Genomic DNA, 25,876 nt, shown 5'->3' on the forward strand with positions numbered 1-25,876 from the left:
TACCAGCAATAAGGAGGATTCGCCCTATTTGATCAATAAACACGGCGAATACACAGGCTCAACGAGTTATCGACTCAGTCGAGCCAATCAACCGCCACCCAGCACCACACTCAGCGCATTGCGCGCATCGTCCAGTTGCACCAGCGAAGCATGGCGTGCGCCCAGCGCGTCGCGGTTCTGGATGGCGGTGAGGATGGCTTTGTGGCGGGGCATGGCCAGTTCGTGCAGGTTGGGGCGTTTGTTGGAGTATTTGAGTGCTTCGCGCAACGCCAGCGACAGCATGTTGCACAAGTGCGCCAGCAGGTCGTTATGGGTGGCATCGGCTATGCGGCTGTGGAAGTCGAGATCGGGTTGCAGCAGGTCTTCCGGGGTCGGCGCGGCCTCCATGCGCAGGTAGGCTTCGTGAATCGACTCGATTTCTGCGTCCGTGGCATGTTGCGCAGCCAGTGCTGCAACAGCCGGTTCGATGACTGCGCGCACACTGGTCAGCAGGTTGAAGAATTCATTCTGCGGCGAACTTTGCATCACCCAGTGCAGCACATCCGGGTCCAGCAGGTGCCATTCGCGTCGGGCCTTGACCACCGTGCCGACACGCGGCCGCGAGTAGACCAGCCCCTTGGCGACCAGAACCCGTGTGGCCTCGCGCAGTACCGGGCGGCTGACGGCGTACTCTTCACAGAGCAGCGCTTCGGCAGGCAGCTTTTCGTCAGGCTTGAAACGGCCGGATACGATTTGCATGCCCAGTTCCTGAACAATGCGCGCGTGCATGCTTTTTCGGTCGGAAGGCTTTCGATAATCCATGAGAGCGCAATTGGGTCCTGGCAGTGATTGCTGGGCATCATACCATCGCACAACAGTGACGGCGGTCGCCAGAACAAGGGACCGCCGCTTCTTTTAGTGCGAGTGGCGAGGCACTTCTGAACCTCTGCAACCGACCAGAAAGTCGAAGTCACAGCCTTGATCCGCCTGCATCACACGGTCCACGTACAGTTGGCGATAGCCACCGAGTAACAGCTGCTGCGGTGCCTGCCAATCGGCGAGGCGTGCATCCAGTTCAGCTTGTGGGATGTCCAGATGCAGACGTCCGCCAGCGCAGTCCAGCTCGATCCAGTCACCTTCCTTGACCACCGCCAGCGGACCGCCAGCTGCGGCTTCCGGTGCCACATGCAAAACCACTGTGCCATAGGCCGTGCCGCTCATACGTGCATCGGAAATGCGCACCATGTCGGTCACACCCTGCGCCAGCAGTTTGGCCGGAAGGCCCATGTTGCCGACCTCGGCCATGCCCGGATAACCCTTGGGGCCACAGTTCTTGAGGACCATGACCGAGGTGGCGTCGATGTCCAGATCCGGATCGTTGATCCGCGCCTTGTACATTTCGAAGTTCTCGAACACCACCGCCCGGCCACGATGCTGCATCAGTGCCGGTGTAGCGGCAGACGGTTTGAGCACTGCGCCGAGGGGGGCGAGGTTGCCGCGCAATACGCAGATACCACCATCAGCGCGAATCGGATTGTCCAGCGCACGGATTACCTGGTCCTCGCCATAGATCGGTGAGTTGCAGGTATTTTCGCCGATGCTCTTGCCATTGACGGTCAGGGCATCCGGGTTGGGCAGCAAATTGGCTTCGTTCATGCGCCGCAGCACGGCAGGCAGGCCACCGGCGTAGTAAAACTCTTCCATCAGGAAGCGCCCTGAGGGTTGCAGGTCGACGATGGTCGGCATACCGCGGCCCATGCGCGACCAGTCGTCCAGGTCCAGGTCGACGCCGATGCGCCCGGCAATCGCCTTCAGGTGAATAACGGCGTTGGTCGAACCGCCGATGGCCGCATTGACCCGGATGGCGTTTTCGAATGCGGCCTTGGTGAGAATCTTCGACAGGCGAAGGTCTTCACGAACCATGTCCACCGCACGCATGCCGGACATGTGGGCCAGCACGTAACGTCGCGAATCCACCGCAGGAATGGCGGCGTTGTGTGGCAATGAAGTGCCCAGCGCTTCGGCCATGCAGGCCATGGTCGAGGCCGTGCCCATTGTGTTGCAGGTGCCTGCCGAGCGAGACATGCCGGCTTCGGCGGACAGGAATTCATCCAGGCTGATGGTGCCGGCCTTGTAGGACTCATGCATCTGCCAGACGATGGTGCCGGCGCCGATGTCCTTGCCCTGATGCTTGCCGTTGAGCATCGGTCCGCCAGTCACGACGATGGCGGGGATGTCGCAACTGGCGGCACCCATCAGCAGGGCAGGCGTGGTTTTGTCACAGCCAGTCAGCAGCACGACGCCATCGATGGGGTTGCCGCGAATCGCTTCTTCAACGTCCATGCTCGCCAGGTTGCGGGTGAACATCGCGGTAGGGCGCAGGTTGGATTCGCCGTTGGAAAACACCGGAAACTCGACCGGCCAGCCGCCTGCTTCGATCACACCACGTTTGACGTGCTCGGCGATCTGCCGGAAATGCGCGTTGCAGGGGGTCAACTCCGACCAGGTATTGCAAATGCCGATGATCGGCTTGCCCTGGAACTGATGGTCGGCAATACCCTGATTCTTCATCCAGCTACGGTACATGAAGCCATTCTTGTCAGCGGTGCCAAACCACTGGGCAGAACGGAGGGTCGGTTTTTTATCGGAGTCAGACATGATCGGCTCTCTTATTGTAAGACTTAATGGCGATACTGCTGGCTAAGGTAAGCCTAAAAAACGCGTATTGGAAGAGTTGTCAGTTTAAATAGTATTACTATATAGTCGGTCGTAGACGAGGGATCATCCTGGCGCATGTGCTGCGTTATTCAGCCCCCAGGCACAGAGGCGATCCCCGCAGGTTCCATAACAAAAACAATGGGAGACCGCCTACATGAGCCAGGAACTGCGGCTTATACGCCGCATTACGTTCAAACTGATTCCTTTCCTTATCCTGCTGTACCTGATCGCTTATGTAGACCGCTCTGCCGTGGGCTTTGCCAAGCTGCACATGGGCGCGGACATCGGTATCGGCGACGCCGCCTACGGGCTGGGTGCCGGCCTGTTCTTCATCGGTTACTTCCTGCTGGAGATCCCCAGTAACCTGATGCTCGAGCGTTTCGGCGCACGTCGCTGGTTCGCGCGGATCATGATCACCTGGGGCGCAATCACCATCGGCATGGCCTTCGTGCAGGGGCCACACAGCTTCTATGTGATGCGTTTTCTGCTGGGTGCAGCCGAGGCGGGATTCTTTCCCGGCGTGCTGTACTACATCACCCAATGGTTTCCGGTGCGCCATCGCGGCAAGATTCTTGGCCTTTTCATCCTCTCGCAACCCATCGCCATGATGATCACCGGGCCCGTTTCCGGCGGCTTGCTGGGCATGGACGGCATACTCGGTCTGCATGGCTGGCAATGGCTGTTCATCGTCATTGGTACGCCAGCGATTCTGCTGACCTGGCCGGTGCTGCGCTGGTTGCCGGACGGTCCGCAACAGGTCAAATGGATGGACCAGGCCGAGAAAGACTGGCTGACCGGTGAGCTGAAAAAGGACCTGGAAGAATACGGCCAGACTCGCCACGGCAATCCCTTGCACGCCTTGAAAGACAAGCGTGTGTTGCTTCTCGCGCTGTTCTATCTGCCAGTGACCTTAAGTATCTACGGTCTGGGCCTGTGGCTGCCGACGCTGATCAAACAGTTCGGTGGCAGTGATCTGACCACCGGCTTTGTGTCTTCGGTGCCGTACATTTTCGGCATCATTGGCCTGCTGATCGTGCCGCGCAGTTCCGACCGCCTCAACGACCGTTACGGGCATCTGGCCGTGCTGTATGTACTGGGTGCCATCGGCCTGTTCTGCAGCGCCTGGCTGACCCTGCCGGTGGCGCAGCTGGCTGCATTGTGCGTCGTGGCGTTCGCGCTGTTTTCCTGCACGGCAGTGTTCTGGACCTTGCCGGGGCGGTTCTTCGCGGGTGCCAGTGCCGCAGCCGGTATCGCGCTGATCAATTCGGTCGGCAACCTGGGCGGCTACATCGGGCCGTTCGTGATCGGTGCGTTGAAGGAAATCACCGGCAGCCTGGCATCGGGCCTCTATTTTCTGTCGGGCGTCATGGTCTTCGGGCTGCTGCTGACCGGCATCGTCTATCACGTGCTGGAGCGCAAGCATGTGCTGCCAGTGTCCGACTTCGCGGCGAGTGCCAAGGCGAGATAGGTTTTCAGCGGCCCATTATCTGGAAGGAGAATTTCATGCGGTTAGTACAGTTTGAATTGAGCGACGGTCAGCGCCGGGTCGGTCTGGTCGACGGTGATCAGGTACGTGAGGTCCAGGGTGTCGAAAGTGTTCGCGAGCTGGCGCTGGCGGCAATCGAGGCGGGTTCGGCTCTGGCGCACCAGGTCGAGCAGCGTGGCGTTGGCGAGACGCACGACTATTCGCAGTTGCTTGAGGAGTTGCGGATCCTGCCGCCGCTCGACCATCCTGATCCGGCGCACCTGCTGGTCAGCGGCACCGGGCTGACCCATCTGGGCAGTGCTTCGGCACGCGACAAGATGCACCAGCAGTCCGGAGACGAAGCTTCGATGACCGACACCATGCGTATTTTCAAATGGGGCGTCGAAGGCGGCAAGCCGGCTGCGGGGCAGGCCGGTGTTCAGCCAGAGTGGTTCTACAAAGGTGATGGCAGCATTGTCGTGCGCCCCGGACATTCGTTTTCGCTGCCGCCCTTTGCCGAAGATGGCGGGGAAGAGCCCGAGCTGAGCGGCCTGTATGTGATCGGTCATGACCGCAAGCCTTATCGCCTGGGCTTCGCCATCGGTAACGAATACTCCGATCACGTCATGGAGCGTCGCAACTACCTGTATCTGGCGCATTCGAAACTGCGTGCCTGTTCGTTCGGGCCGGAGTTGCGCGTGGGCGACTTGCCGCAAAGCCTGTCGGGCACCAGCCGGGTCTGGCGCGACGGCAAGGTGCTGTGGGAAAAAGAGTTCCTCAGTGGCGAAGCGAACATGTGCCACAGTCTGGAAAACCTTGAGTATCACCACTTTAAATACGCCCAGTTCCTCAGGCCCGGTGATGTGCATGTGCATTTCTTCGGCACCGCGACCCTGTCGTTTGCCGATGGCGTGCGCACCCAGCCGGGCGATCGTTTCGAGATCAGTCAGGCCGAGTTCGGCAAGCCGCTGGTCAACGGCCTGGCACCGAGCGAGCCGGTGTTTCAGCCGGGCGGCATCGGCAAGCTGTAAGCGCAGTCCCTGTTTGATTGCTCACCGTGCCAGCGCTCGGCGCTGGTACGGCTCTACTCACGCTCCGACTGTATCTACGCCTGCCTTTTGCCCTATCATTCGAGCTTTTGCTGGCCGGATGAATTTCATGACTACCACACCCACCACACTGCTTGCCGCCCTTGAAGCCACTACCATGCTGGAAATCGACGGTCTGCACGCTTGGGATTTCTCTCTGGGCGATGAACTGAACGTCGAATGCATGGACGGCCGCGAGCGCAAGGTATGGCGCTTCAGCAAAGCCCAAGTCGACGCCGCGACCTTTGATGAATCCCTGCAAAGCTGGGTGATCAATGACGGCAACGCCGATCACCGGATCATCTGCCTGGATGCCTTTACCCCCTCCGATGAAGATGATTCCGCGCAGGATTGAGTAAATGCGGGCTGGCGCTGTCATAGACCCGACAGTGCCGTAACAGGCATCAATAATTTCGACAAAAAGGGATGCCCCCATGCCCCATAAATTTCTGCCGTGGCTGGCGATTGCCAGTGCCATGAGCGCGTTTACCCTGCAGGCCCAAGCCATGCCCGATACTGAATTGCTGATAGGTTCCTACACACAAGGCAAGAGTGAAGGGATCTATCGTTTTGCCTTCAACAGCGTAACCGGGATGATCGATGCCAAGCCGCTGCAAGTGGTCAAAACCGAAAACCCCTCGTGGCTGACCGTCTCCAGAGACCAGCGTTATCTGTTCGCGGTCAATGAAAACGGCCCAGGGCAAAAAGATGTGGTCGGTAAGGTCAGCAGCTTTGCAATCGACCCGAAAACCCGTCAGATCACGCCGATCAATCAGGTTCAAAGCCGCGGTGAAGAACCGACGCACTCCAGCCTGAGTTATGACGGCCGCTACCTGTTCGTTGCCAACTACGCAGTAAACCCTGAACCGGGCGGTGCGCTGACCGTGGTGCCGGTGGGTAAGGACGGCACGTTGAGCGAAGCCGTTCAGGTGCTGCCGCTGGGTCCTGGAAGCAAGGTCAACAGTGAGCGGCAGATGTCGTCCCATGTGCATCTGGCCGTGCCGACCCCGGATGATAAGTACGTAGTGAGCGCTGACTTGGGCGCTGACAAGCTGTTTGTGTATCGCTACGACGCGAGCCAGCCCAAGCCACTGCAGCCAGCCAAGGAGCCGACCGTGCAATTGCCGGGTGGCTCCGGACCACGTCACACCCTGTTCAGTGCTGATGGCAAGCATGCCTGGCTGGTGCTGGAAATGACGGCGCAGGTCGCGGTGTTTGACTATCATGACGGCGTCTTCAAGCAGACCCAACTGGTCGACATGAAGAACAAGGGCGTGGAAGAGAAAAACGGTGGTGGCGCCTTGCACACTTCACCGGATGGCAAGTTTCTGTACGTGACCAATCGGGGTGACGCGAATCAGGTCGTGGTATTCCGGATCGATCAGGCCAGCGGCAAGCTGGAAGAAATTCAGCGCCGTTCCCTGGAAGGCAAGGAGCCACGCGAGTTCGCCTTTGACCCGACTGGCAAGTACATGCTGTTCGCCAATCAGAAGAGCAACCAGATCGTGACCGTGCGCCGTGATCCGCAGAGCGGAAAGATCGGTGAAACGGTGCAGAAATTTGATGCAGATTCACCTTCTTATCTGCGTTTTCTGACTGACAAGTAAGCCTTTCCAGCTCCAGCCCTCTAGATACAAGGGCTGGAGCCGTTATCATTCTTGATGATATGGGTTAGTGCTACAAAAGATTTCTGCTGAACCACCCTCGGGCGTAAGTTTGAGTCACGGCCAAGACGGCTGACACTTCAAGCAAACGCTAACCGGATAACGAGGGGTGACCGACATGAATTTCAATCTTTTCTCCATCATTGCTGCATCGGCTGTTTCCGCAAGCGTCGCGCTTCCAGCCAGTGCCAGTGTCGATGTAACTGACAAAAAAGCCCACGCTGCTCAAACCTACACTCAGACCTACACCTCGAAATACCTGCAACAGAGCGCTAATTTCTACGCAGCGCTGGATCACAAATCCGCTCAATGATTCATCAGCCGTCACGCTTTCGCGAGCATGTTCGCCAACACAGGTCCCTGCGACTTACTGCCCACTGCGCGGCAGACCATGCACGGAATGTCAGGCGAGCCTGTTCGCGAAAGCATTGACGGCGATGGCGTATTCAAGACCGGACGCAGAGCGTCCAGAACGGCATGCGACGCGGAGCGCCGCACGATAGTTGAAAACGTCCAGAGCTACGGCACGATAGTTGAGATTATCGTTCCGCACGCTCCAGCGTGGGAATTCCGTTCGTGACGCTCCGCGTCACAGGTCTTTCAGTTACCCACCTCGATTGTGCTCAACCCATTCCCCTGGCGACGCACTTTGATCTGCACCGGAATCCGTTCATGCATTTCCTGTACGTGGGAGATCACGCCGACCTTGCGACCCTGTGCCTGCAAGCCGTCCAGTGCGTCCATCGCCAGTTGCAGCGATTCCGGGTCGAGGCTGCCGAAGCCCTCGTCGATGAACAGCGATTCGATACGCAGCGTGCTGGAGGCCATCGACGCCAGTCCCAGCGCCAACGCCAGCGAGACCAGGAAGGTTTCCCCACCCGACAGCGAATGAACCGAGCGTAGTTCGTCGCCCATTTCCGTGTCCATGACCAGCAGGCCGAGCATGCTGCCGCCGCGTTTCAGGCGGTAGCGGCGCACTAGTTGCCGGAGCTGCGCATTGGCGTGATGGACCAGCAGGTCAAGGTTGTAGGCTTGGGCGATCTTGCGGAATTTATCGCCTTCGGCCGAGCCGATCAGCGATGCCAGGCGTGCCCAGCGCAGGTATTCGTTATTGGCATCGTTGATGCGCGCCTGCAACTCGCTGTTGGCGTTGCGACGGCGCTGATCTTCGCTGAGTTCGGCACGCAGGTCGGCGCATTGCTGCTCGCCGAGCGCGGACTGTTCATGGGCCTGTTGCAGCGCTGCCGCCAGTTGCGTGCTGTCGCTAAGGTCGCTGTGTTGCGCCTGATGCTGTTGCAGGCGCTGATCGCGCTCCTGCAGCAATACTTTTGCCTGCTCCAGCGCTTTGTCGGTAGCGTTCAGTTGCAGACGCAGTTGCTCGACATGCGCGTCATCGTAGGTCAGCAGCGTGTCGAGCGCGGTATCGTCCAGCTCGGGATGCTGGCCGCGCCATTCGCTGATCTGCACATCAAGTTCAGCCAGTTCCTGCTGCAAGGATTGCTGTTGTTGCTGGGCGGACTTGAGTTCGGCAGCCAGCTGGATCAACTGGCTTTGAATCTGCTGCAGAGCCTCGGCGGCCGAGCTTTCGGTTTGCCTGGCTTGCTCGATGGCGTTTTCCAGCGCCTGTTGCCAGTGCTCGGCAGTCGCATGCTCGCCCAGCAAGCCGGTCAGTGCCTGCTGGCTGGCCTGTTGCTGCTCGCCTAGCCGGGCGACTTCCTGCGCCAGTTCGGTCTGGCGGTGCAGGCGAGTCTGCTGCTCGATCTGTTGCTTTTCGATCTTCTGCTGGCGCTCGCTCTGCTCCTGTTGCTCTTCGTGTTGCTGTTCAAGTTGATCCAGCCGCTGAGTCACCTGCTGCTCAAGCTGCATCACTGTCGCCGATGCATCGCTGCGCAGCCCTTCAAGCACGTGTGGCGAGACCAGCGGCGTGAATGCGCTCAGTTCTTCGTCCAGCCGCTGCCTGTCGACGTCCAGCTGCTTGAGCTGCTCGGCAACATGGCTCGCCGCAGTCTGACTGGCTTCTGTGGCTGCCTGAAGTTGCTGCTGCAAGCGGGCGGCGTCTTTCTGCAGGGTCAGCAACGCTTCCTGGCGTTGCTCGTCACGGGTGATGACTTCGCTCAGGTTATTCAATTGCTGGCTCAACCAGCTGTCACGCCTGCCTGGGTCGTGGTCGAGCAATTGAGCCGCGAGGGGATGAGATTCCAGGTCCGGTGCCAGGGTTTGATGGCGCAGGGTGAGCTGTTCGTGCTGACGCAGCAGCTCTTTCTGGCGGGCGATCACGCCGCCAACCTGCTCGCGCAATTGGTTGCGCTGTTCGGTCAGCTGGTCCACCGCCTTCTGCGCACTGGCCTGCTCGTTGTCATCATGTTGCGTGAGGCTTTCCAGTAACGCTTCCGGCTGATGCCAAGGGTGTTCGATGCTGCCGCAGACCGGGCAGGGCTGGTCGTCCTGCAACTGGACGCGCAATTCTTCAACGCTGGCGCTGCGGGCCAGGCGTTGACGTTCCAGCAGTTGCCGGGTAACGGTCAGGGTCTGTTCGGCGACGGTCAGTTCATCACGAACGCGAATGCCTTCGCTGTTGAGCTGTTCGCGTTGCTGCTGAGCGCTTTGCTGTTGCTGCGCCAGATCGGCCAGTTGTCGGTCTACGTCCTGCTGGCTGGTCCACAGACGAGCCAGGTCTTCGAACGCGCGTTGCTGCTTGCGATTATCCTGCAGCAGGCTGCCGAGAATCTGTACCTGTTCGGTGACCGCATCCACTTCGCAATCGGCTTCGCGGTACAGCAATTCCAGCGCGTTGCGTTGCTCGGTCAACTGTTGATCAGCCGTGCTGGCACGTTGCTGCAGTGCAGGCAGTTCACTCTGTCCGTGCTTGAGGCGGTTGGCGATCAGCGTGAGGGATTTCAGCCGGTCGCGCCAGGCGCTCCAGGCCTGAGCCAGGGGGGCCAGTTCGCTGCTGTGCTCCAGCTGCCCGGCAATACGTTCAAGGCGCTGCGAAACCTGTTGCTGCTGGTCGAGCAAAATGTTCAGGCTGGCCTGACCCTCAGTACAAAGCTGCCCGGTTTGCTGATGCAGGTCAGACACCTTGGTCAGTTCCTGAGCCAGGTGGTTAAGCGTGTTCTGTGTGTCAGAAGCCTGCTGCAACAGTGGCTTGGCGCTGCTGTGGTTTTGCTGGGCCTCCAGCAGACTGGCCTGCGCCTGGGTGCGGCGGGTCTCCAGTTGTCGCTGCTGATCTTGCAGCGAAGCCTGCTGTTGCTGATGCTGAAGAATCTGTTCCGCCAGCGGGTTGAGCTGGGCGTTCAACGTGACCCGACGCGCGAAACGGTGGCGTTGCGGGCCCAGGCGTTCCAGTTGGCCAAGGGTCTGACGTGCACCGCTCTGGTCGTCCCAGGCCTGTTGAGCACGGGTGATCGCCTCCTGCGCGGCAAGCTGTTCATCGCGCAGGCGGTGTAGCTCGATCAGCCACTGCTGTTTGATTTCCAGTTGCCTTTGCTGTGCCTGGTGCGCCTTGAGCTGCTGCTGTGCGTCGTTGAGGCGTTGCTCCAGTTCGGCCAGCAGCTCCGGAGCCAGCGGGACGATGTTGCTGGCTTGGGCGGTAAGGGTTTTAAGCGCTTCCTCGGCCTCTTTGCTCTTGCTGTAGGCGCGCCTCCCGAGCTGGCTGTAGATGGCGGTATTGGTCAGCTTCTCCAGCAGTTCGCTGCGTTCCTTATCGTCGGCCTTGAGGAAGGCGCTGAACTCGCTCTGGGCAAGCATCACGGCACGGGTGAACTGCTCGAAGTTGAGCCCCAGACGGTGCTCGATCAGTTGCTCGAATTCACGCTTGCTCTGGTTGCTGAGCACCTGTTCGCTGTCCAGGTCGGTCAGGATCTGGCGACTGGCCTGCAGCTTTTTGGTCGCGTTGTCGCGTGCGCGGTTGGTTTCCCAGCGGGCGCGATAACGGCGCTGATCGATGCCGATAAAGTCCACTTCTGCGTAACCGCTGCCCGTGCCACGCCGCAGCAGGGTGCGCGGGTCGCTGGTGGTGATGTCGCCGTCGATGTCCGGGACCTTGGACTGCCCGATACTACTCAGCCGCGGAATCGCTCCAAACAGCGCCAGGCACAAGGCGTCGAGCAGGGTGCTTTTACCTGCGCCGGTCGGGCCGGTAATGGCGAACAGACCGGCGCTGGCCAGCGGCTCGGCAGTGAAATCGATTTCAAACGGCCCGGCCAGCGAGGCAAGGTTTTTCAGGCGAATGGCAAGGATTTTCATGGCTGTTCGCTCTCCTGCTGGACTTCACGCAGCAGCGTGGCGAAATCGGTCAGGGTCTGTTCGTCGACCTCGCTACCGAAGTTGTCCTGCCAGGCACGGCTGAACAATTCTTGAGGCGTGAGCTGGTCCAGCTCGATCAGGGCGGCTTCACCTTCGTTGCCGTCGGCACTGCCTTTACCGGCGTATTCAGCACCGATGCGCACCAGCCGCACGGCTTTGCCTTGCAGCGCGGTTTCGATCTGGTTGCGCAGGTCCGGTTGCGGTTCATCAAGACGCACGCGCACTTCCAGCCACGGCTGGCGGTCCGGGTCGGCGAGCAGGTCAATGTCCGGCAGCGCCTTGAGCTGTACCAGCAAATCGGCCAAGGGCGCAGGCCCCAGGCGTTGCAGGTTGACGGCGCGAGGGATGAGCAACGGCTCGACACTGGTCAGCGTCTCACCGTCGCAATTGATCTCGAGAATCTGGTGCTGATAGCTGATTTCCGAAAAGGACAGCGGGATCGGCGAGCCGCTGTAGCGAATGCGCTCTTCACCATTGACTCGTTGCGGCTTGTGCAAATGGCCAAGCGCGACATAGGTGATGCTCGGTCCGAACAGACTGGCGGGCAGGGCTTCGGCGTTGCCGATGATCAGGCTGCGCTCGGAGTCTTCCGAGACCGAACCGCCCGCCATGTGCGCGTGGCTGATGGCGATCAGTGCCTGACCTGGCTGGCGCTTGAGGTTGGCTGCTTCGATCAGCAGCTCATGAACCCGACCAATACCGCGCAGGTAGTCGTCACCCAGCGTCGGGCCGGTGACCTCGGCAGGACGCAGGAAGGGCAGCGCCAGGCACCAGGCTTTGACGTTGCCTTCGGCGTCCGGCAACGGTAGCAGCAGGCGTTCGGCGTCCAGCACACCGTCGTCCAGCCACATTACCCTGCCCAGTGCGTGTGTGCGCAAACGGCGCATCAGGGGTGCAGGGAGTTCGATACGCGAGCCGGAGTCGTGGTTGCCTGCGATCATCACGATGGTCAGCAGCGGCTGCCGTTCATGGGCGTTGACGATGAAGTCGTACAGGCGTTCCTGCGCTTTGACCGGCGGGTTGACAGTGTCGAAGATGTCGCCCGCGATCAACAGTACATCAGGTTTTCGTTCGGCCAGACGGGCCAGCAGCCAGGTCAGAAAGCAGGCGTGTTCGAAATCCCGCTCCTGACCGTGCAGGTTCTGACCCAGATGCCAGTCAGAGGTGTGAAACAGACGCATTGGTTTACCTTGTCGTGTAGAGGTGTTGCCTGAGCTGCATCCTCACTTGGGATACAGCGGTGGCAACCCGGCATCGCCTGCCGGGTCCTTGATATGTTCGGCGGCGGGCAGCTTGCGCACGGCGCGCCAGAGGTCTTCACCCAGCCACAGCTTGCCGGTCTCGCTATAAAGCGCGCCGTTCAGACCGTCCAGTGCATCGGACAGCGGCACGAAACGCGCGGCCATTTCGGCCAGGGTTTCCGGCTGCTGGCGTGCCCACGCGTCGAGTGCCTGACGGGTGCCTTGAGGGTCGTTGGCCAGGCAGGCGCGTTTGAGGTCATCCAGGACGGTACGCGGGCTGGGCCCGGTCTGCACGGCCCGGGCGATTGCCGGCTGCCCGCGGGCCCGCCACCACAGGGCGAAACCGTAAAAGGTGGTGCAGGCCAGCAATAGCGTGCTCAGTTGCCACGGCCAGACCGGCGGGCCGATCACCGTCACGCCGCTCATGTCGTTGTTCACCGGCGTGTCCACTGCCAGGCCGGGGTTGCTGCTGATCTGCAGGGTACGTGCGGCCAGGCTGGTGTGTTCCAGGTGATCTTCACGGGTATTCCACCAGGTCACTTCAACCGCAGGCAGGTCAATTGCCCCGGCGCGGGTTGGCACCAGTGCCTCGCGTTCTTCGCGGGTGCCGATCAGGCCACGTTCACTGGGCAGGTTGCGCAGCTGTGGCTGATCCGGATAACGCCGCAGGCCGGGCACTTCGGTGGGCGGCAAGGGTGGCAGTTGCGCACCGGCCAGGCCTTCGGCCTTGAGTATGAGGGTGCGGGTCAGTGAGTCGCCGACCTGAGTGGTGCCTGGCTCGGGGCTCCAGCTCTCTTCAAGGCTGATACTGCGCGCCGGCAACCAGGCGACATCAGCCGGGTAGTCGGCGGGTTTGGGTTTGACGGTCAACGGCACTTCGGCGGACTTGACCCGTACCGATCGACCTGGTTGCGGGCCGAACGGGCTGGCCTCCTGGCCTTGCGAGCCTTCGGCAGGCGTCTGCACCAGCGTAGCGCTGAACACTTGTGCCGGTATCTTAAGCACGCCGCTTTGCTGCGGATAGATCGCGTAGCGTGTTTCGATCACGCCATGACGCACACCATTGATCAGCTTTTCGTAGGTGCGCGAATCACCCAGTTTTTCGACCCGTGCGTCCGGTACTTGCAAAGGGCTCAGGCTGCTGTCATCGAACAGCGACACCGAGTGGTAGACGCGCAGGGTCAGCACGGTCTGGGCCTGAACATAGACGCTGTCCTGATCGAGGCTCGCTTCGATGAAGATCGACGCCAGATGGCTGCCTGGGTCCTGGGGCTCGCTTTGCAGAACCTGTAGCGTCAGTGGCTGGCTTTTCAGCTCACCCAGTTGCAACGACGGGATCAACACGCTGCCGGTCTCGCGAGGCAGCAGGGTAACGATCCATCGAGTGGTGGCCTGACTGCTGCCGTCCAGGGTTTTCAGGCTGTTGAGCTGACGCGTATCGCGCACCTCGAAGCTGCTCTCCAAAGCGCTCATGTCCGGCTTGCCAAACTGGGTGACATCGTCGGTTTCCAGCGTCAACTCGACAGTTTCCCCGGCGTTCAGGCGCGTGCGGTCGACGCTGGCGGTCAGTTGCGCAGCCTGCAATGACAAGCTGATCAGGCTCAGCAGCAGGCCGATCAATAAGGTGTACACGCGACTCATCGGGTCTTTTCCTGATGTTGCTGTTCGTAGCGAAATTTGCGCCGCAGCAGCTCGCCCGGATCATCCGGAATCTGCCTCAGCCACTGTTCCAGTTCCTGACGCCGCTCGCCGGTAATAGGGGTGTCTGCGGCCTGGAGCGGTGGGCGGGTAGTTTGCTCGTCGTCCGCCGATTCGCCTGAGGTGGCCTGACCGCTGACGTCTGGCGGCAGGCTCTCGCTGGCACCGGGCTGATCCGAGCGGGACGGGTTCTGATCGGCTGGCGATGCACTGCTGTTGGGGTCCTGTGACGCTTGCTGGCCTTCTTCGCCCTGATCGGCCTTGTTCTGTTCATCCTCGGCAGGCTTCTGGACATCGGCCTTGTCCAGCAGGCTTTGTACCAGCGCCCGGTTGGTTTGTGCAGCGGGAAACTCCGGCTGGCGGTCCAGGGCCTGTTCGTAGGCATCCAGTGCTGCTGCCAGTTCGCCGCTGCGCGCCAGGGCATTGCCGCGATTGTAATGGTCGGCGGCGCTGTTGCCTTCGGCAAACTGCTGGGCGGCGCTGACATAGTCTTCGGCCTGGTAAAAGGCCACGCCTTTCCAGCGCGTGTCTTCGAAGCGTTGTGCGGCCTCGGCTGGCCGATGCTGTTCCAGTAGCCGCTGGCCCTGTTGATCGGGACGCAGCCACAGGTCCTGAAACTCAAACGCCTGGCTGTTTTGCGGAAACATGAACAGTAGCGGCAGACAGAACAGCCAGCCGCGCCGACCAGCCAGGGCTGCGATCAACAATAGCGGGAGCAGGAACCAGTGGCCCTGATCGGCCCAGGTATCGAGTTGCACGACCTGCCCGTCGCTGCTCATGTGCTGGGGGCTGGCCAGCAGGCCAAGGCTGCGCAAATCTTCTTCATCGCCTCGTGCCTGACGATAGCTGCCGCCGACCTGATCGGCGAATTCGTTGAGGCTGTTGCTGTCCAGGCGCGACACCAGAATGGCGCCCTGATCGTCCTTGAGCAGGCTGCCGTTTTCCTGCATGACCGGCGCGCCGTCAGCCGTACCGATGCCAAGGATCAGCAACGGCGGCGATTGCCCGCGCAACGCCGTACGGATGCCCTGACGTTCCTGTTCGCTAAGTGAAGAGGTGATCAGCAGAATTCGCCCTTGGCCCAGTGCGCCCTGTTTCAGCAGGTGCAGGGCTTTCTGGACCGCCAGATCGGCACGCTGGCCGGTCATGGGCATGATCGACGGCCTGATGGCTTCCAGCAGATTATGGCTGGTGATCAGGTCATCGGACAGCGGCACCAGCGTGTGCGCGCTGCCCGCATAGACGACGATGGCGGTCTGCGCATCGCTGCGCTTTTGCAACAGGTCCAGCAGTTTGCGTTTCGCCTGTTCCAGGCGGGTGGGCGCAGTGTCGGTGGCGAGCATCTGCGGGGTGAGTTCAAGTATCACCACCAGCGGATCGACCGGTTTCTGGCTGATCTGTTCGACGCGTTGCCAGCTGGGGCCCAGCAACGCGAAAAGCGCCAGCAGCCATGCCAGCCCGAGTGCGATCCACGGCAGTTTGCTGTTGCTGCCGCGCCCACCGTTGAGCAGGACGGCATGAAAATGGGTCGGCAGAAGCATTTGCCAGCGTCCGGCGCGTTTCTGCCGATGCCAGAGCCGCCAGATCAACAGCGCCAGCAACGGCAGGATCAGCAGCCACTCGGGGCGAAACCAGTGCGGCCACAGAGAGGCGATCATCGCGACCTCCAGAGGCTTTTGACGCGCTCACGCCATTTGACGGAGCGCACGACAGTCAGCAGGCGTTGCAGCGCATTGTTTGGCCACAGTTCACGCAGCACCAGTAGCACACTCAACAGCAGGGCTGTTGCCAACGGCCATTGATAAAGCGTCTGCGCCGGACGTGCCTGGGTGGGTTGCTGGGCAACCGGCTCCAGGCTGTCCAGGGTGGCGCGAATCTTTTCCAATTGGTCGCCGTCGCGAGCACGGAAATACTGGCCGCCACTGAGACTGGCGATTTCCTTGAGCGTCGGCTCGTCCAGATCAAGGCTCGGATTGAGGCCGAGGACGCTTTGTAGCGCGTCCTTGTCGGGGTCCGCGCCAATACCGATAGGGTAGATTTTTACGCCTTCTTCGGCAGCCAGCCGCGCGGCAGTGATCGGATCGATCTGACCGGCGTTATTGGCACCGTCGGTGACCAGCACCAGCACGCGGCTGGTGGCCGGGCGCAAGCGCAGGCGTTTCAGGCCCAGACCGATAGCATCGCCAAGCGCAGTGTTCTTGCCTGCAATACCGATTTTTGCCTCGTCAAGCCAGACCCTTACAGTGCGCCGGTCATAGGTGAGCGGTGCCTGGACAAAAGCCTGAGTGCCAAACAGGATCAAACCAACCCGGTCGCCCTTGCGGCCCTCGAGAAAGTCACCGAGCAACTGTTGCACCAGCACCAGTCGGCTGACTTCATCGCTTTTCCACTGCATGTCCGGGTAGTCCATGGAACCGGACACGTCGACCGCCACCAGCAGGTCGCGCCCGCTGGCAGCCACTGGCAGTGGCTCGCCCAGCCATTGCGGTCGCGCGGTGGCAATCAACAGCAACAGCCAGATCAGCAGAAAGGGCGCACGCTGTCTCCAGACCGGCAGATTGGCCTTGGCGCGGCGTCCACTCAGCCCTTCGAGTTCACTGAGAAAACTGACCTTTAGCGCCGGCTCGCCGCTGTCGGCCATGGGCAGCAGGGCACGCATCAGCCACGGCAGCGGCAGCAGGGCGAAAACCCAGGGCCAGACGAACTCAAACATGTTTGCGGATCCAGGTATCGACCGCCTGAGTCAGCCCGGTGATCGCCTTGTCGTCCAGCTTGCACTCGGGCTTGTAGGCACCTTCGACCAGAATCATCCAGCGCGTCAGGCCTGCCGCCGGACAGCGATTGTCGAGGAATGCCAGCCATTTACGGCCGTTCAGCGTGTGGCTCTGGCTATGCGGATAATGGTTGCGGCACAGGCGTTTGAGCAAGCCGTTGATCTGCTGCAGCCAGGCACCTGCCGGAGCGCCATCGTATGGCTTGGGCAAGCTGGCGAGTTCCGCCAGGGCGGCGAGGCGAACCGGGTCCAGCGGTTGTTCGCTGCGAACCTTGCGCGCCTTGACTGGCAGCAGTACACGCAAACGCCACAGGCCCCAGCCTGCTGCCGGGATCAGCAACAGCAGCAGCCACCAGCCCGGGGCAAGCGGCCAAAAGCCGACGGCATCGGGAGCAATCAGCGGCTCGAGCTGATCAAGCGGATTCATTTGCGCTTCACCGGACGCTTTGCGTTGAGGTATTCGCGCAATTGTTCAACGAGTTCCGCCTGGGTGCTCAAGGGCATGAGCAATACCCGCAGTTTCTGCGCGAGCAATTCCCAGCGCGCAGAGCGGTCTTCGCCCTGCTGCCGGTAGGCGCGGCGCAGTTCGGGGTTGAGGGTATCGAGTTCCAGCTGCGCGCCGCGTTCGGCAAAGCGCAGCAGGCCCGCAGCGGGCAGCGCGCGGTCCAGTGGGTCGGACAATGGCAGCAACAGCAGGTCGCTGTGGCGTGACAGCAGGCTCAACTGTTGTTCGGCAGCATCGGAAAGGGCGCGTTCGTCGCACAAAACGATGACCAGGCTGCCAGGGCGCAGCACTTCCCGGGCGCGACGCAGCGCAGTGCCGAAGGCATCGCGGTCCGCCGGGATCTCGGTGTGCAGTGACTGATTGACCCGCACCAGTCGGTTGAGCAACTGCAACAGGCTTTGTTTGCTGCGTCGGGGCTTGATCTCGTAGTGCTCGTTATCGCCGAACACCAGCCCGCCGACCCTGTCGTTGTGTTCCAGCGCTGCCCAGCCGATCAGCGCGGCAGCCTGGGCCGCGAGTACCGACTTGAACATCAGGCCGGAGCCGAAGAACAGTCGACGGCTTTGCTCCACCAGAATGAAAATCGGCCGCTCGCGTTCTTCGTGGAACAGCTTGGTGTGCGGCTCCTGAGTGCGTGCGGTCACGCGCCAGTCGATGCTGCGCACGTCGTCGCCAGCCTGATAGACCCGCACCTGATCGAAATCCACGCCGCGCCCGCGCAGTTTGGAGGGGTGCAGGCCGATCAACGGGCTGCGTTGGCTGGGCGTAGAGAACAGCTGCACTTCCCGCACCCGATGACGCATTTCGATCAGCTCGCTGAGGCTGACGCGGATGCCCGGCTGGGGGATCAGGTAGGGTTGCATGGGCTCAGGCGACGGCCACGACGTCGAGAATGCGCTGAATCACGCGATCCTGATCGATACCGGCAGCTTCGGCTTCGAACGACAGGATGATCCGGTGGCGCAATACATCGAACAACACTGCCTGAATGTCTTCGGGGCTGACGAAGTCACGTCCGGCCAGCCAGGCATGTGCGCGGGCGCAGCGGTCCAGCGAAATGGAACCACGCGGGCTGGCACCGTAGGCAATCCACTCGGCCAGCTCCGGGTCGAACTTGGCCGGGGTCCGGGTGGCCATGACCAGTTGCACCAGGTACTCCTCGACCGCATCGGCCATGTACAGGCCGAGAATTTCCTTGCGTGCGGCAAAGATCGCCTGCTGGCTGACACGGCGTTCCGGCTTGGTTTCGCCATTCAGGGCTTCGCCACGCGCCTGTTGCAGGATCTTGCGTTCGACGGCGGCATCCGGGAAACCGATCTTGACGTGCATCAGAAAGCGATCGAGCTGGGCTTCGGGCAACGGGTAAGTGCCTTCCTGCTCAATGGGGTTCTGGGTGGCCATGACCAGAAACAGCGGTGACAGGTCGTAGGTGCTGCGGCCCACGCTCACCTGGCGTTCGGCCATGGCTTCGAGCAACGCTGACTGAACCTTGGCCGGCGCACGGTTGATTTCGTCGGCCAGTACCAGATTGTGGAAGATCGGCCCTTGCTGGAATACGAAACTGCCGGTTTCAGGGCGATAGATTTCCGTACCGGTGATGTCGGCAGGCAGCAGGTCGGGGGTGAACTGAATGCGGTGGAACTGTGCTTCGATGCCTTCTGCCAGTTCCTTGATGGCCTTGGTCTTGGCCAGGCCGGGTGCGCCTTCGACCAGCATGTGACCGTCGGCAAGCAGGGCGATGAGCAGGCGTTCTATCAGCTTTTCCTGGCCAAGGATCTGCGTTGAAAGAAAGGTTCGCAGCGCAATCAGCGCTTCACGATGTTCCATCGGTGACGGTTCCTGGCAGGGTGATCAGCTGTGTCTGGTGACTGCTGAGCTGGGGGCGATACTTTAATCCATCCAGGCAGGTATCGACTAACGACTACCGCGTTTTTTATTGCATTTAGAGACGCATACGTCATTTAACTGGGAATTGCCCTACATGTTCTGTGTATGGGCGTGTAGGACGACAGGGTCAGGCCGTCGAATGCGGCAGGGTTAGAGCCGATAGAATTCAGCGGCGTTATCCCACAACGCCTGACGGGCGCCGCCTTCACCCAGTGCGTCGATCAGCAATTCGATATCGTCAGGCTGGAAAGGGCGGGGCGCTCGCGTGGAGGGCAGGTCGGTGCCGAACATCAACGCATTTGGATTGGCGGCATGGATATCCCTGAGTGCTTCGCGCACCGGAAAGTCAACGCGTCCAAAACCACAGGCCTTGACCCGCACACCGCGCTCGGCAAGTCGCAGCACCACGGGCAATCCTTCGGCGCTCAATCCCAGGTGATCGATGCTGATCGCTGGCAACTTCAGCAGACGGGTTTCTATTTCTGCCAGTTCTCGGGAGTCGATGTACAGCTCCGAATGCCAGCCTGCGCGTTCATGCACTCGCACGGCCAGCGCTTCCAGCTGGTCGAGCTGCTCCGAGCCGCCACGCTTGAGGTTGAAACGCAGGGCGCGCACGCCTGCAGCATTGAGGGTGTCCAGTTCAGTATCGGTGACACTGGCGGGCAGTTGAGTGACACCGACGAAGCCCGGCCCCAGCAAGCGCAGCGCCTGAAGTAAATAACCCTGATCAAAGCCCTGAAAGGACCCGGACACCACCGCGCCGCCCTGAACGCCCAGCGGCTGGACCGTCGCAAGGTAGTCTCCGACGCCGAACGGGTCCGGCAGGTAGCTGTTATTGGCTATCAGCGGGAAGTGCGGGTCGATGATATGGCAGTGTGCGTCGAAAATGCGGTTCATGACGGGCTCCTTTACGGCGAAGTACTCACTCTAGCGGTTTTGCCCGTTAACTGATCGTGCTGGTGTACTCGCCCACGTTTTCAAGAATGATCTGTAACGTGTGGTGAACATCCTGCAGCTCGGCTGCGTCGGTGCCGTGGAGAATTTCATACTGGTGGTGGCCATCGAGCTGCTTCGCGTCCTCCGGGGTGATTTCCACCAACAGGCGCTCGGCACTGAAGCTGACTTTCAGGCTGGACACATTAAGTGACTTTTCATCGCTGACAGTGATTTCCACTTCGTTCTCGTCCGGGAAGCGGGTCAGGGAAAACAGCACGCCGTTCTCTGCGTGGCAGCAAAGCAGCGCCATGTCGTCGTATTCGTCGTCGCACGGGTTGGCGATGAGGCTGGCGGTCTTGATTTGCATGATGTGGCTCCGGGTCTTGGCAACTGAGGCGTGAGGGGGATTTTGCCAGTCCCGAGTAAATTTTGTCGGGGATGTTTGGCACCATCGTGCGGATTTTAACGCGACCTGATGACCGAATATGTCGCAGCCTCGTAAGCAGCACGCCGTCAGCTCTCGTTAAGCTGCATGGCAGACGAGTGGTGTACGGTGTCGGATGCGCGCAGCTTTTTTTATTCCCGCATTCAAATGTGACTACCCTGACACTGCGCGCGTTAGTACTTTAGCTTTACACTCGATCAGGTTATGCCCACGCAAGTGAATGTAAGGGCACACCGGTCGCAACACCTTCTTCAAGCCTCCCCAATAAAAGCCAAAGCGGAGTACCACAGATGGCGTTCTTCACCGCAGCCAGCAAGGCCGACTTCCAGCATCAACTGCAAGCGGCACTGGCTCAGCACATCAGCGAACAGGCACTGCCACAAGTGGCGCTGTTTGCCGAGCAATTCTTCGGCATCATTTCCCTCGACGAACTCACCCAGCGGCGTCTGTCCGACCTGGCAGGCTGCACCTTGTCCGCATGGCGCCTGCTGGAGCGTTTCGAACACGCTCACCCGCAGGTCCGGGTCTACAACCCTGATTACGAGCGCCACGGCTGGCAGTCGACTCATACTGCCGTTGAAGTGCTGCATCACGACCTGCCGTTTCTGGTCGACTCCGTGCGTACCGAGCTGAACCGTCGCGGTTACAGCATCCACACCCTGCAGACCACCGTACTGAGCGTGCGTCGCGGCGCTGCTGGCGAACTGTTGGAGCTGCTGCCCAAGGGCACCACCGGCGAGGACGTGCTGCAGGAATCGCTGATGTACCTGGAGATCGACCGCTGCGCCAACGTCAGCGAGTTGAATGTGCTGGCTCGCGAGCTGGAGCAGGTGCTGGGCGAGGTGCGTGCTGCCGTCGAAGACTTCGGGCCGATGAAAGCGCGTCTGCATGAGCTGCTGGCCAGTATCGATGCCAACGAATCCAATACCGACGTCGAAGAGAAGGCCGAGATCAAGGTCTTCCTGCAATGGCTGGTGGATAACCACTTCACCTTTCTGGGTTATGAAGAGTTTGAAGTACGCAACGACGCCGAAGGCGGCCAGTTGGTGTATGACGAGTCGTCTTTCCTGGGGCTGACCCGACTGTTACGCCCCGGTCTGACCCGCGAAGAGCTGCACATCGAAGACTACGCAGTGAAATACCTGCAAGAGCCGGTGCTGCTGTCGTTTGCCAAGGCGGCGCATCCAAGCCGCGTACACCGTCCGGCCTATCCGGATTACGTGTCGATCCGGCAGATAGACGCCTCGGGCAAGGTCATCAAGGAATGTCGCTTCATGGGCCTGTACACCTCGTCGGTGTATGGCGAGAGCGTACGGCAGATCCCGTACATCCGTCGCAAGGTCGCAGAAGTCGAGCGCCGTTCCGGTTTCGACGCCAAGGCGCACCTGGGCAAGGAGCTGGCGCAGGTCGTCGAAGTGCTGCCCCGTGACGATCTGTTCCAGACGCCGGTGGATGAGTTGTTCACTACGGTCATGTCCATCGTGCAGATCCAGGAGCGCAACAAGATTCGCGTGTTCCTGCGCAAGGACCCATACGGCCGTTTCTGCTACTGCCTGGCTTATGTGCCGCGCGACGTGTACTCCACCGAAGTGCGTCAGAAGATCCAGCAGGTATTGATGGATCGCCTGAAAGCCAGCGATTGCGAGTTCTGGACGTTCTTCTCTGAATCCGTGCTGGCGCGTGTGCAGTTGATCCTGCGGGTCGATCCGAAGGTCAATCTGGACATCGACGTTGCCCAGCTGGAAAACGAAGTCATTCAGGCCTGCCGCTCGTGGAAAGACGACTACGCCAGTCTGGTGGTCGAGAGCTTTGGCGAGGCCCACGGCACCAACGTGCTGGCCGATTTCCCGAAAGGTTTCCCGGCCGGCTACCGCGAGCGCTTTGCTGCGCATTCGGCGGTGGTCGACATGCAGCACGTGCTGAGCCTGAGCGAAACCAATCCGCTGGTGATGAGCTTCTATCAGCCACTGGCTGGTGGCCGCCAGCAATTGCATTGCAAGCTGTATCACGCCGACACGCCGCTGGCACTTTCCGATGTGCTGCCGATTCTTGAAAACCTCGGTCTGCGTGTATTGGGCGAGTTCCCGTATCGCCTGCACCACGCCAATGGTCGCGAATTCTGGATTCATGACTTCGCCTTCACCTATGGCGAAGGTCTGAACCTCGATATTCAGCAGCTCAATGACACCTTGCAGGATGCGTTCGTGCATATCGTGCGCGGCGACGCCGAAAACGATGCGTTCAACCGTCTGGTGCTGACTGCCGGTCTGCCTTGGCGCGACGTGGCGCTGCTGCGTGCCTATGCGCGCTATCTGAAGCAGATTCGTCTGGGCTTCGATCTGGGCTACATCGCCAGCACCCTGAATAACCACACCGACATTGCCCGCGAGCTGACGCGTCTGTTCAAGACCCGTTTCTACCTGGCGCGCAAGCTGGGTTCCGACGATCTGGATGACAAGCAGCTGCGTCTGGAACAGGCGATTCTGACTGCCCTGGACGACGTTCAGGTGCTCAACGAAGACCGCATCCTGCGTCGTTATCTGGACCTGATCAAGGCCACCCTGCGGACCAACTTCTATCAGGCTGATGCCAACGGGCAGAGCAAGGGCTATTTCAGCTTCAAGTTCAACCCGCGCCTGATCCCCGAATTGCCAAAGCCGGTGCCCAAGTTTGAAATCTTCGTCTACTCGCCGCGTGTCGAAGGCGTGCACCTGCGCTTCGGCAACGTGGCGCGTGGCGGCCTGCGCTGGTCTGATCGCGAAGAAGACTTCCGTACCGAAGTGCTGGGCCTGGTAAAAGCCCAGCAGGTGAAGAACTCGGTCATCGTGCCGGTCGGCGCGAAGGGCGGTTTTGTGCCGCGTCGTCTGCCGACCACTGGCAACCGTGATGAGGTGCAGGCTGAAGCGATTGCCTGCTACCGCATCTTCATCTCGGGGCTGCTGGACATCACCGACAACCTCAAGGAAGGTGTGCTGGTACCGCCGGTCAATGTGGTGCGTCATGACGACGATGACCCGTATCTGGTAGTCGCAGCCGACAAGGGCACCGCGACCTTTTCCGACATCGCCAACGGCATCGCCATCGACTACGGCTTCTGGCTGGGTGACGCGTTCGCGTCCGGTGGTTCGGCCGGTTATGACCACAAGAAGATGGGCATCACCGCCAAGGGCGCGTGGGTAGGCGTGCAGCGTCACTTCCGTGAGCGCGACATCAATGTCCAGCAGGACAGCATCAGTGTGATCGGCATCGGCGACATGGCCGGTGACGTGTTCGGCAACGGCTTGCTGATGTCCGACAAGCTGCAACTGGTTGCCGCATTTAACCACCTGCACATTTTCATCGATCCGAATCCGGACCCGGCCAGCAGCTTTGTCGAGCGCCAGCGCCTGTTCAATCTGCCGCGCTCGTCCTGGACCGACTACGACACCAGCATCATGTCCGCTGGCGGCGGGATCTTCCCGCGCAGTCTCAAGAGCATCGCCATTACCGAACAGATGAAGGCGCGCTTCGACATCAAGGCTGACAAGCTGACCCCGACCGAATTGCTCCACGCGCTGCTCAAGGCTCCGGTCGATCTGTTGTGGAACGGCGGTATCGGCACCTACGTCAAGTCCAGCGAGGAATCGCACGCCGACGTGGGCGACAAGGCCAACGATGCGCTGCGCGTCGATGGCAACGAGCTGCGCTGCAAGGTGGTGGGCGAGGGCGGCAACCTGGGCATGACCCAGCTGGGCCGTGTCGAGTTCGGCCTCAATGGCGGCGCGACCAACACCGACTTCATCGACAACGCCGGTGGTGTGGACTGCTCCGACCACGAAGTGAACATCAAGATCCTGCTCAATGAGGTGGTGCAGGCCGGTGACATGACCGAGAAGCAGCGCAACCAGCTGCTCGAAAGCATGACCGACGAAGTGGGCCACCTGGTGCTGGGTAACAATTACAAGCAGACTCAGGCACTGTCGCTGGCAGCACGCCGTGCTTACGAGCGGATTGCTGAATACAAGCGTCTGATGAATGACCTGGAGGCCCGTGGCAAGCTCGACCGCGCCATTGAGTTCCTGCCTGCTGAAGAGCAGATCGCCGAGCGGGTGGCGGCCAAACAGGGCTTGAGCCGTGCCGAACTGTCGGTATTGATCTCCTACAGCAAGATCGACCTCAAGGAAGCGTTGCTGGAATCCCGAGTGCCGGATGACGATTATCTGGCGCGCGATATGGAAACTGCATTCCCGCCGTCGCTGGGTGCCAGATTTTCAACGGCCATGCGCAGTCATCGTCTGAAACGCGAAATCGTCAGCACCCAGATTGCCAACGATCTGGTCAACCACATGGGCATCACCTTCGTGCAGCGGCTCAAGGAGTCGACCGGTATGAGTGCTGCGGCTGTGGCTGGTGCTTACGTGATTGTGCGCGACATCTTCCACCTGCCGCACTGGTTCCGTCAGATCGAAGCGCTGGACTACAAGGTTTCCGCCGAGATCCAGCTGGCGCTGATGGATGAACTGATGCGTCTGGGGCGTCGTGCGACGCGCTGGTTCCTGCGCAGCCGTCGCAACGAGCTGGATGCCGGTCGTGACGTGGCGCACTTCGGTCCGCACCTTGCTGCACTGGGCCTCAAGCTTGACGAGTTGCTGGAAGACGGCCCTACCCGCGAGATCTGGCAGACGCGTTATCAGGCTTATGTCGAAGCCGGCGTGCCGGAACTGTTGGCGCGTATGGTGGCGGGTACGACGCATCTGTACACGCTGCTGCCGATCATCGAAGCCTCCGACGTTACCGGGCAGAACGCTGCCGACGTGGCCAAGGCGTACTTTGCCGTGGGCAGCGCGCTGGACATCACCTGGTACTTGCAACAGATCAGCAGCCTGCCGGTGGAAAACAACTGGCAGGCCCTGGCGCGTGAAGCGTTCCGTGACGATGTCGACTGGCAGCAACGGGCGATCACCGTGTCGGTCCTGCAAATGGCTGACGGCCCTTCGGAAATCGATGCGCGTCTGGCCCTGTGGCTGGAACAGCACTCGCTGATGGTCGAGCGCTGGCGTGCCATGCTGGTCGAGCTTCGTGCGGCAAGCGGCACGGATTACGCCATGTACGCCGTTGCCAACCGTGAGCTGCTGGACCTGGCCATGAGCGGGCAGAGCCTCACGATCTGATCCGCTTGTAACCGGTAGAGCC

Annotated in this window: 18 protein-coding genes; 6 read left to right on the forward strand and 12 right to left on the reverse strand. The window is 60.7% G+C overall.

The genetic code is table 11. The features are described from left to right. Positions 1 to 87 precede the first annotated feature (87 nt). Together RYC18_RS05100 and RYC18_RS05105 are read right to left on the reverse strand one after the other, a co-directional pair. A complete protein-coding gene (locus RYC18_RS05100) occupies positions 88 to 801 on the reverse strand; it encodes a FadR/GntR family transcriptional regulator (RefSeq protein WP_002554489.1) in 714 nt (237 codons plus the stop codon). A 93-nt stretch (positions 802 to 894) separates the two neighbouring features. Continuing rightward, entirely contained in the window at positions 895 to 2,637 is a 1,743-nt protein-coding gene (locus RYC18_RS05105) for an IlvD/Edd family dehydratase (protein WP_016980971.1), read from the reverse strand. Between the two features lie 214 nt (positions 2,638 to 2,851). Between RYC18_RS05105 and RYC18_RS05110 the strand changes: the two genes are divergently transcribed. From RYC18_RS05110 to RYC18_RS05130, 5 genes are all read left to right on the forward strand, one after another. After that, positions 2,852 to 4,165 (forward strand): MFS transporter, encoded by a 1,314-nt coding sequence (locus RYC18_RS05110; RefSeq protein WP_057402602.1) that lies wholly within the window; start codon positions 2,852 to 2,854, stop codon positions 4,163 to 4,165. Between the two features lie 35 nt (positions 4,166 to 4,200). Further along, positions 4,201 to 5,193 (forward strand): AraD1 family protein, encoded by a 993-nt coding sequence (gene araD1 / locus RYC18_RS05115; RefSeq protein ID WP_004418549.1) that lies wholly within the window; start codon positions 4,201 to 4,203, stop codon positions 5,191 to 5,193. Positions 5,194 to 5,320: 127 nt separating this feature from the next. Next, complete coding sequence (locus RYC18_RS05120; RefSeq protein ID WP_004665918.1) at positions 5,321 to 5,605, forward strand: DUF5629 family protein; 285 nt, start codon at positions 5,321 to 5,323, stop codon at positions 5,603 to 5,605. A gap of 79 nt (positions 5,606 to 5,684) precedes the next feature. Then, on the forward strand, positions 5,685 to 6,857 hold the full coding sequence (locus RYC18_RS05125; protein WP_316883912.1) for a lactonase family protein: 1,173 nt from the start codon (positions 5,685 to 5,687) through the stop codon (positions 6,855 to 6,857). A 175-nt stretch (positions 6,858 to 7,032) separates the two neighbouring features. After that, the gene (locus RYC18_RS05130) at positions 7,033 to 7,227 is read left to right on the forward strand and encodes a hypothetical protein (RefSeq protein WP_004665916.1); all 195 of its coding nucleotides are present in this window, start codon (positions 7,033 to 7,035) and stop codon (positions 7,225 to 7,227) included. A gap of 287 nt (positions 7,228 to 7,514) precedes the next feature. Here RYC18_RS05130 and RYC18_RS05135 read toward each other — a convergent pair whose 3' ends face one another. From RYC18_RS05135 to RYC18_RS05180, 10 genes are all read right to left on the reverse strand, one after another. After that, on the reverse strand, positions 7,515 to 11,159 hold the full coding sequence (locus RYC18_RS05135) for an SbcC/MukB-like Walker B domain-containing protein (RefSeq protein WP_316883915.1): 3,645 nt from the start codon (positions 11,157 to 11,159) through the stop codon (positions 7,515 to 7,517). Next, positions 11,156 to 12,400 (reverse strand): exonuclease SbcCD subunit D C-terminal domain-containing protein, encoded by a 1,245-nt coding sequence (locus RYC18_RS05140; RefSeq protein ID WP_005781813.1) that lies wholly within the window; start codon positions 12,398 to 12,400, stop codon positions 11,156 to 11,158. The genes RYC18_RS05135 and RYC18_RS05140 overlap by 4 nt, the downstream gene beginning before the upstream one ends. Before the next feature lie 42 nt (positions 12,401 to 12,442). Further along, positions 12,443 to 14,101, reverse strand: a complete 1,659-nt coding sequence (locus tag RYC18_RS05145; protein ID WP_316883918.1) for a BatD family protein — start codon at positions 14,099 to 14,101, stop codon at positions 12,443 to 12,445. Beyond that, positions 14,098 to 15,816 (reverse strand): VWA domain-containing protein, encoded by a 1,719-nt coding sequence (locus tag RYC18_RS05150; RefSeq protein WP_316883920.1) that lies wholly within the window; start codon positions 15,814 to 15,816, stop codon positions 14,098 to 14,100. The genes RYC18_RS05145 and RYC18_RS05150 overlap by 4 nt, the downstream gene beginning before the upstream one ends. Beyond that, positions 15,813 to 16,871 (reverse strand): vWA domain-containing protein, encoded by a 1,059-nt coding sequence (locus RYC18_RS05155; RefSeq protein WP_057402598.1) that lies wholly within the window; start codon positions 16,869 to 16,871, stop codon positions 15,813 to 15,815. The genes RYC18_RS05150 and RYC18_RS05155 overlap by 4 nt, the downstream gene beginning before the upstream one ends. After that, the gene (locus RYC18_RS05160) at positions 16,864 to 17,358 is read right to left on the reverse strand and encodes a DUF4381 domain-containing protein (RefSeq protein WP_005746750.1); all 495 of its coding nucleotides are present in this window, start codon (positions 17,356 to 17,358) and stop codon (positions 16,864 to 16,866) included. The genes RYC18_RS05155 and RYC18_RS05160 overlap by 8 nt, the downstream gene beginning before the upstream one ends. Then, positions 17,355 to 18,299 carry a DUF58 domain-containing protein gene (locus tag RYC18_RS05165; protein WP_005781821.1) on the reverse strand — a complete coding sequence of 315 codons (945 nt, stop codon included), beginning with the start codon at positions 18,297 to 18,299 and terminating at the stop codon, positions 17,355 to 17,357. The genes RYC18_RS05160 and RYC18_RS05165 overlap by 4 nt, the downstream gene beginning before the upstream one ends. A 4-nt stretch (positions 18,300 to 18,303) precedes the next feature. Then, positions 18,304 to 19,263, reverse strand: a complete 960-nt coding sequence (locus tag RYC18_RS05170) for an AAA family ATPase (RefSeq protein ID WP_002554476.1) — start codon at positions 19,261 to 19,263, stop codon at positions 18,304 to 18,306. 210 nt (positions 19,264 to 19,473) lie between these two features. Continuing rightward, positions 19,474 to 20,220: an amidohydrolase family protein gene (locus RYC18_RS05175; RefSeq protein ID WP_005781824.1), complete on the reverse strand. Its 747-nt coding sequence runs from the start codon at positions 20,218 to 20,220 to the stop codon at positions 19,474 to 19,476. A gap of 46 nt (positions 20,221 to 20,266) precedes the next feature. Further along, positions 20,267 to 20,626 carry a hypothetical protein gene (locus RYC18_RS05180; RefSeq protein ID WP_002554474.1) on the reverse strand — a complete coding sequence of 120 codons (360 nt, stop codon included), beginning with the start codon at positions 20,624 to 20,626 and terminating at the stop codon, positions 20,267 to 20,269. A gap of 368 nt (positions 20,627 to 20,994) precedes the next feature. Between RYC18_RS05180 and RYC18_RS05185 the strand changes: the two genes are divergently transcribed. Next, complete coding sequence (locus RYC18_RS05185) at positions 20,995 to 25,854, forward strand: NAD-glutamate dehydrogenase (protein WP_117139673.1); 4,860 nt, start codon at positions 20,995 to 20,997, stop codon at positions 25,852 to 25,854. Positions 25,855 to 25,876 lie beyond the last annotated feature (22 nt).

The organism is Pseudomonas syringae group sp. 247E2 (assembly GCF_032587795.1).
GTDB lineage: Bacteria > Pseudomonadota > Gammaproteobacteria > Pseudomonadales > Pseudomonadaceae > Aquipseudomonas > Aquipseudomonas amygdali.

Coding starts and splice junctions, on each gene's coding strand:
- RYC18_RS05100 (WP_002554489.1), bottom strand. CDS start 801: ATGGATTATCGAAAGCCTTCCGACCGAAAAAGCATGCACGCGCGCATT.
- RYC18_RS05105 (WP_016980971.1), bottom strand. CDS start 2,637: ATGTCTGACTCCGATAAAAAACCGACCCTCCGTTCTGCCCAGTGGTTT.
- RYC18_RS05110 (WP_057402602.1), top strand. CDS start 2,852: ATGAGCCAGGAACTGCGGCTTATACGCCGCATTACGTTCAAACTGATT.
- araD1 (WP_004418549.1), top strand. CDS start 4,201: ATGCGGTTAGTACAGTTTGAATTGAGCGACGGTCAGCGCCGGGTCGGT.
- RYC18_RS05120 (WP_004665918.1), top strand. CDS start 5,321: ATGACTACCACACCCACCACACTGCTTGCCGCCCTTGAAGCCACTACC.
- RYC18_RS05125 (WP_316883912.1), top strand. CDS start 5,685: ATGCCCCATAAATTTCTGCCGTGGCTGGCGATTGCCAGTGCCATGAGC.
- RYC18_RS05130 (WP_004665916.1), top strand. CDS start 7,033: ATGAATTTCAATCTTTTCTCCATCATTGCTGCATCGGCTGTTTCCGCA.
- RYC18_RS05135 (WP_316883915.1), bottom strand. CDS start 11,159: ATGAAAATCCTTGCCATTCGCCTGAAAAACCTTGCCTCGCTGGCCGGG.
- RYC18_RS05140 (WP_005781813.1), bottom strand. CDS start 12,400: ATGCGTCTGTTTCACACCTCTGACTGGCATCTGGGTCAGAACCTGCAC.
- RYC18_RS05145 (WP_316883918.1), bottom strand. CDS start 14,101: ATGAGTCGCGTGTACACCTTATTGATCGGCCTGCTGCTGAGCCTGATC.
- RYC18_RS05150 (WP_316883920.1), bottom strand. CDS start 15,816: ATGATCGCCTCTCTGTGGCCGCACTGGTTTCGCCCCGAGTGGCTGCTG.
- RYC18_RS05155 (WP_057402598.1), bottom strand. CDS start 16,871: ATGTTTGAGTTCGTCTGGCCCTGGGTTTTCGCCCTGCTGCCGCTGCCG.
- RYC18_RS05160 (WP_005746750.1), bottom strand. CDS start 17,358: ATGAATCCGCTTGATCAGCTCGAGCCGCTGATTGCTCCCGATGCCGTC.
- RYC18_RS05165 (WP_005781821.1), bottom strand. CDS start 18,299: ATGCAACCCTACCTGATCCCCCAGCCGGGCATCCGCGTCAGCCTCAGC.
- RYC18_RS05170 (WP_002554476.1), bottom strand. CDS start 19,263: ATGGAACATCGTGAAGCGCTGATTGCGCTGCGAACCTTTCTTTCAACG.
- RYC18_RS05175 (WP_005781824.1), bottom strand. CDS start 20,220: ATGAACCGCATTTTCGACGCACACTGCCATATCATCGACCCGCACTTC.
- RYC18_RS05180 (WP_002554474.1), bottom strand. CDS start 20,626: ATGCAAATCAAGACCGCCAGCCTCATCGCCAACCCGTGCGACGACGAA.
- RYC18_RS05185 (WP_117139673.1), top strand. CDS start 20,995: ATGGCGTTCTTCACCGCAGCCAGCAAGGCCGACTTCCAGCATCAACTG.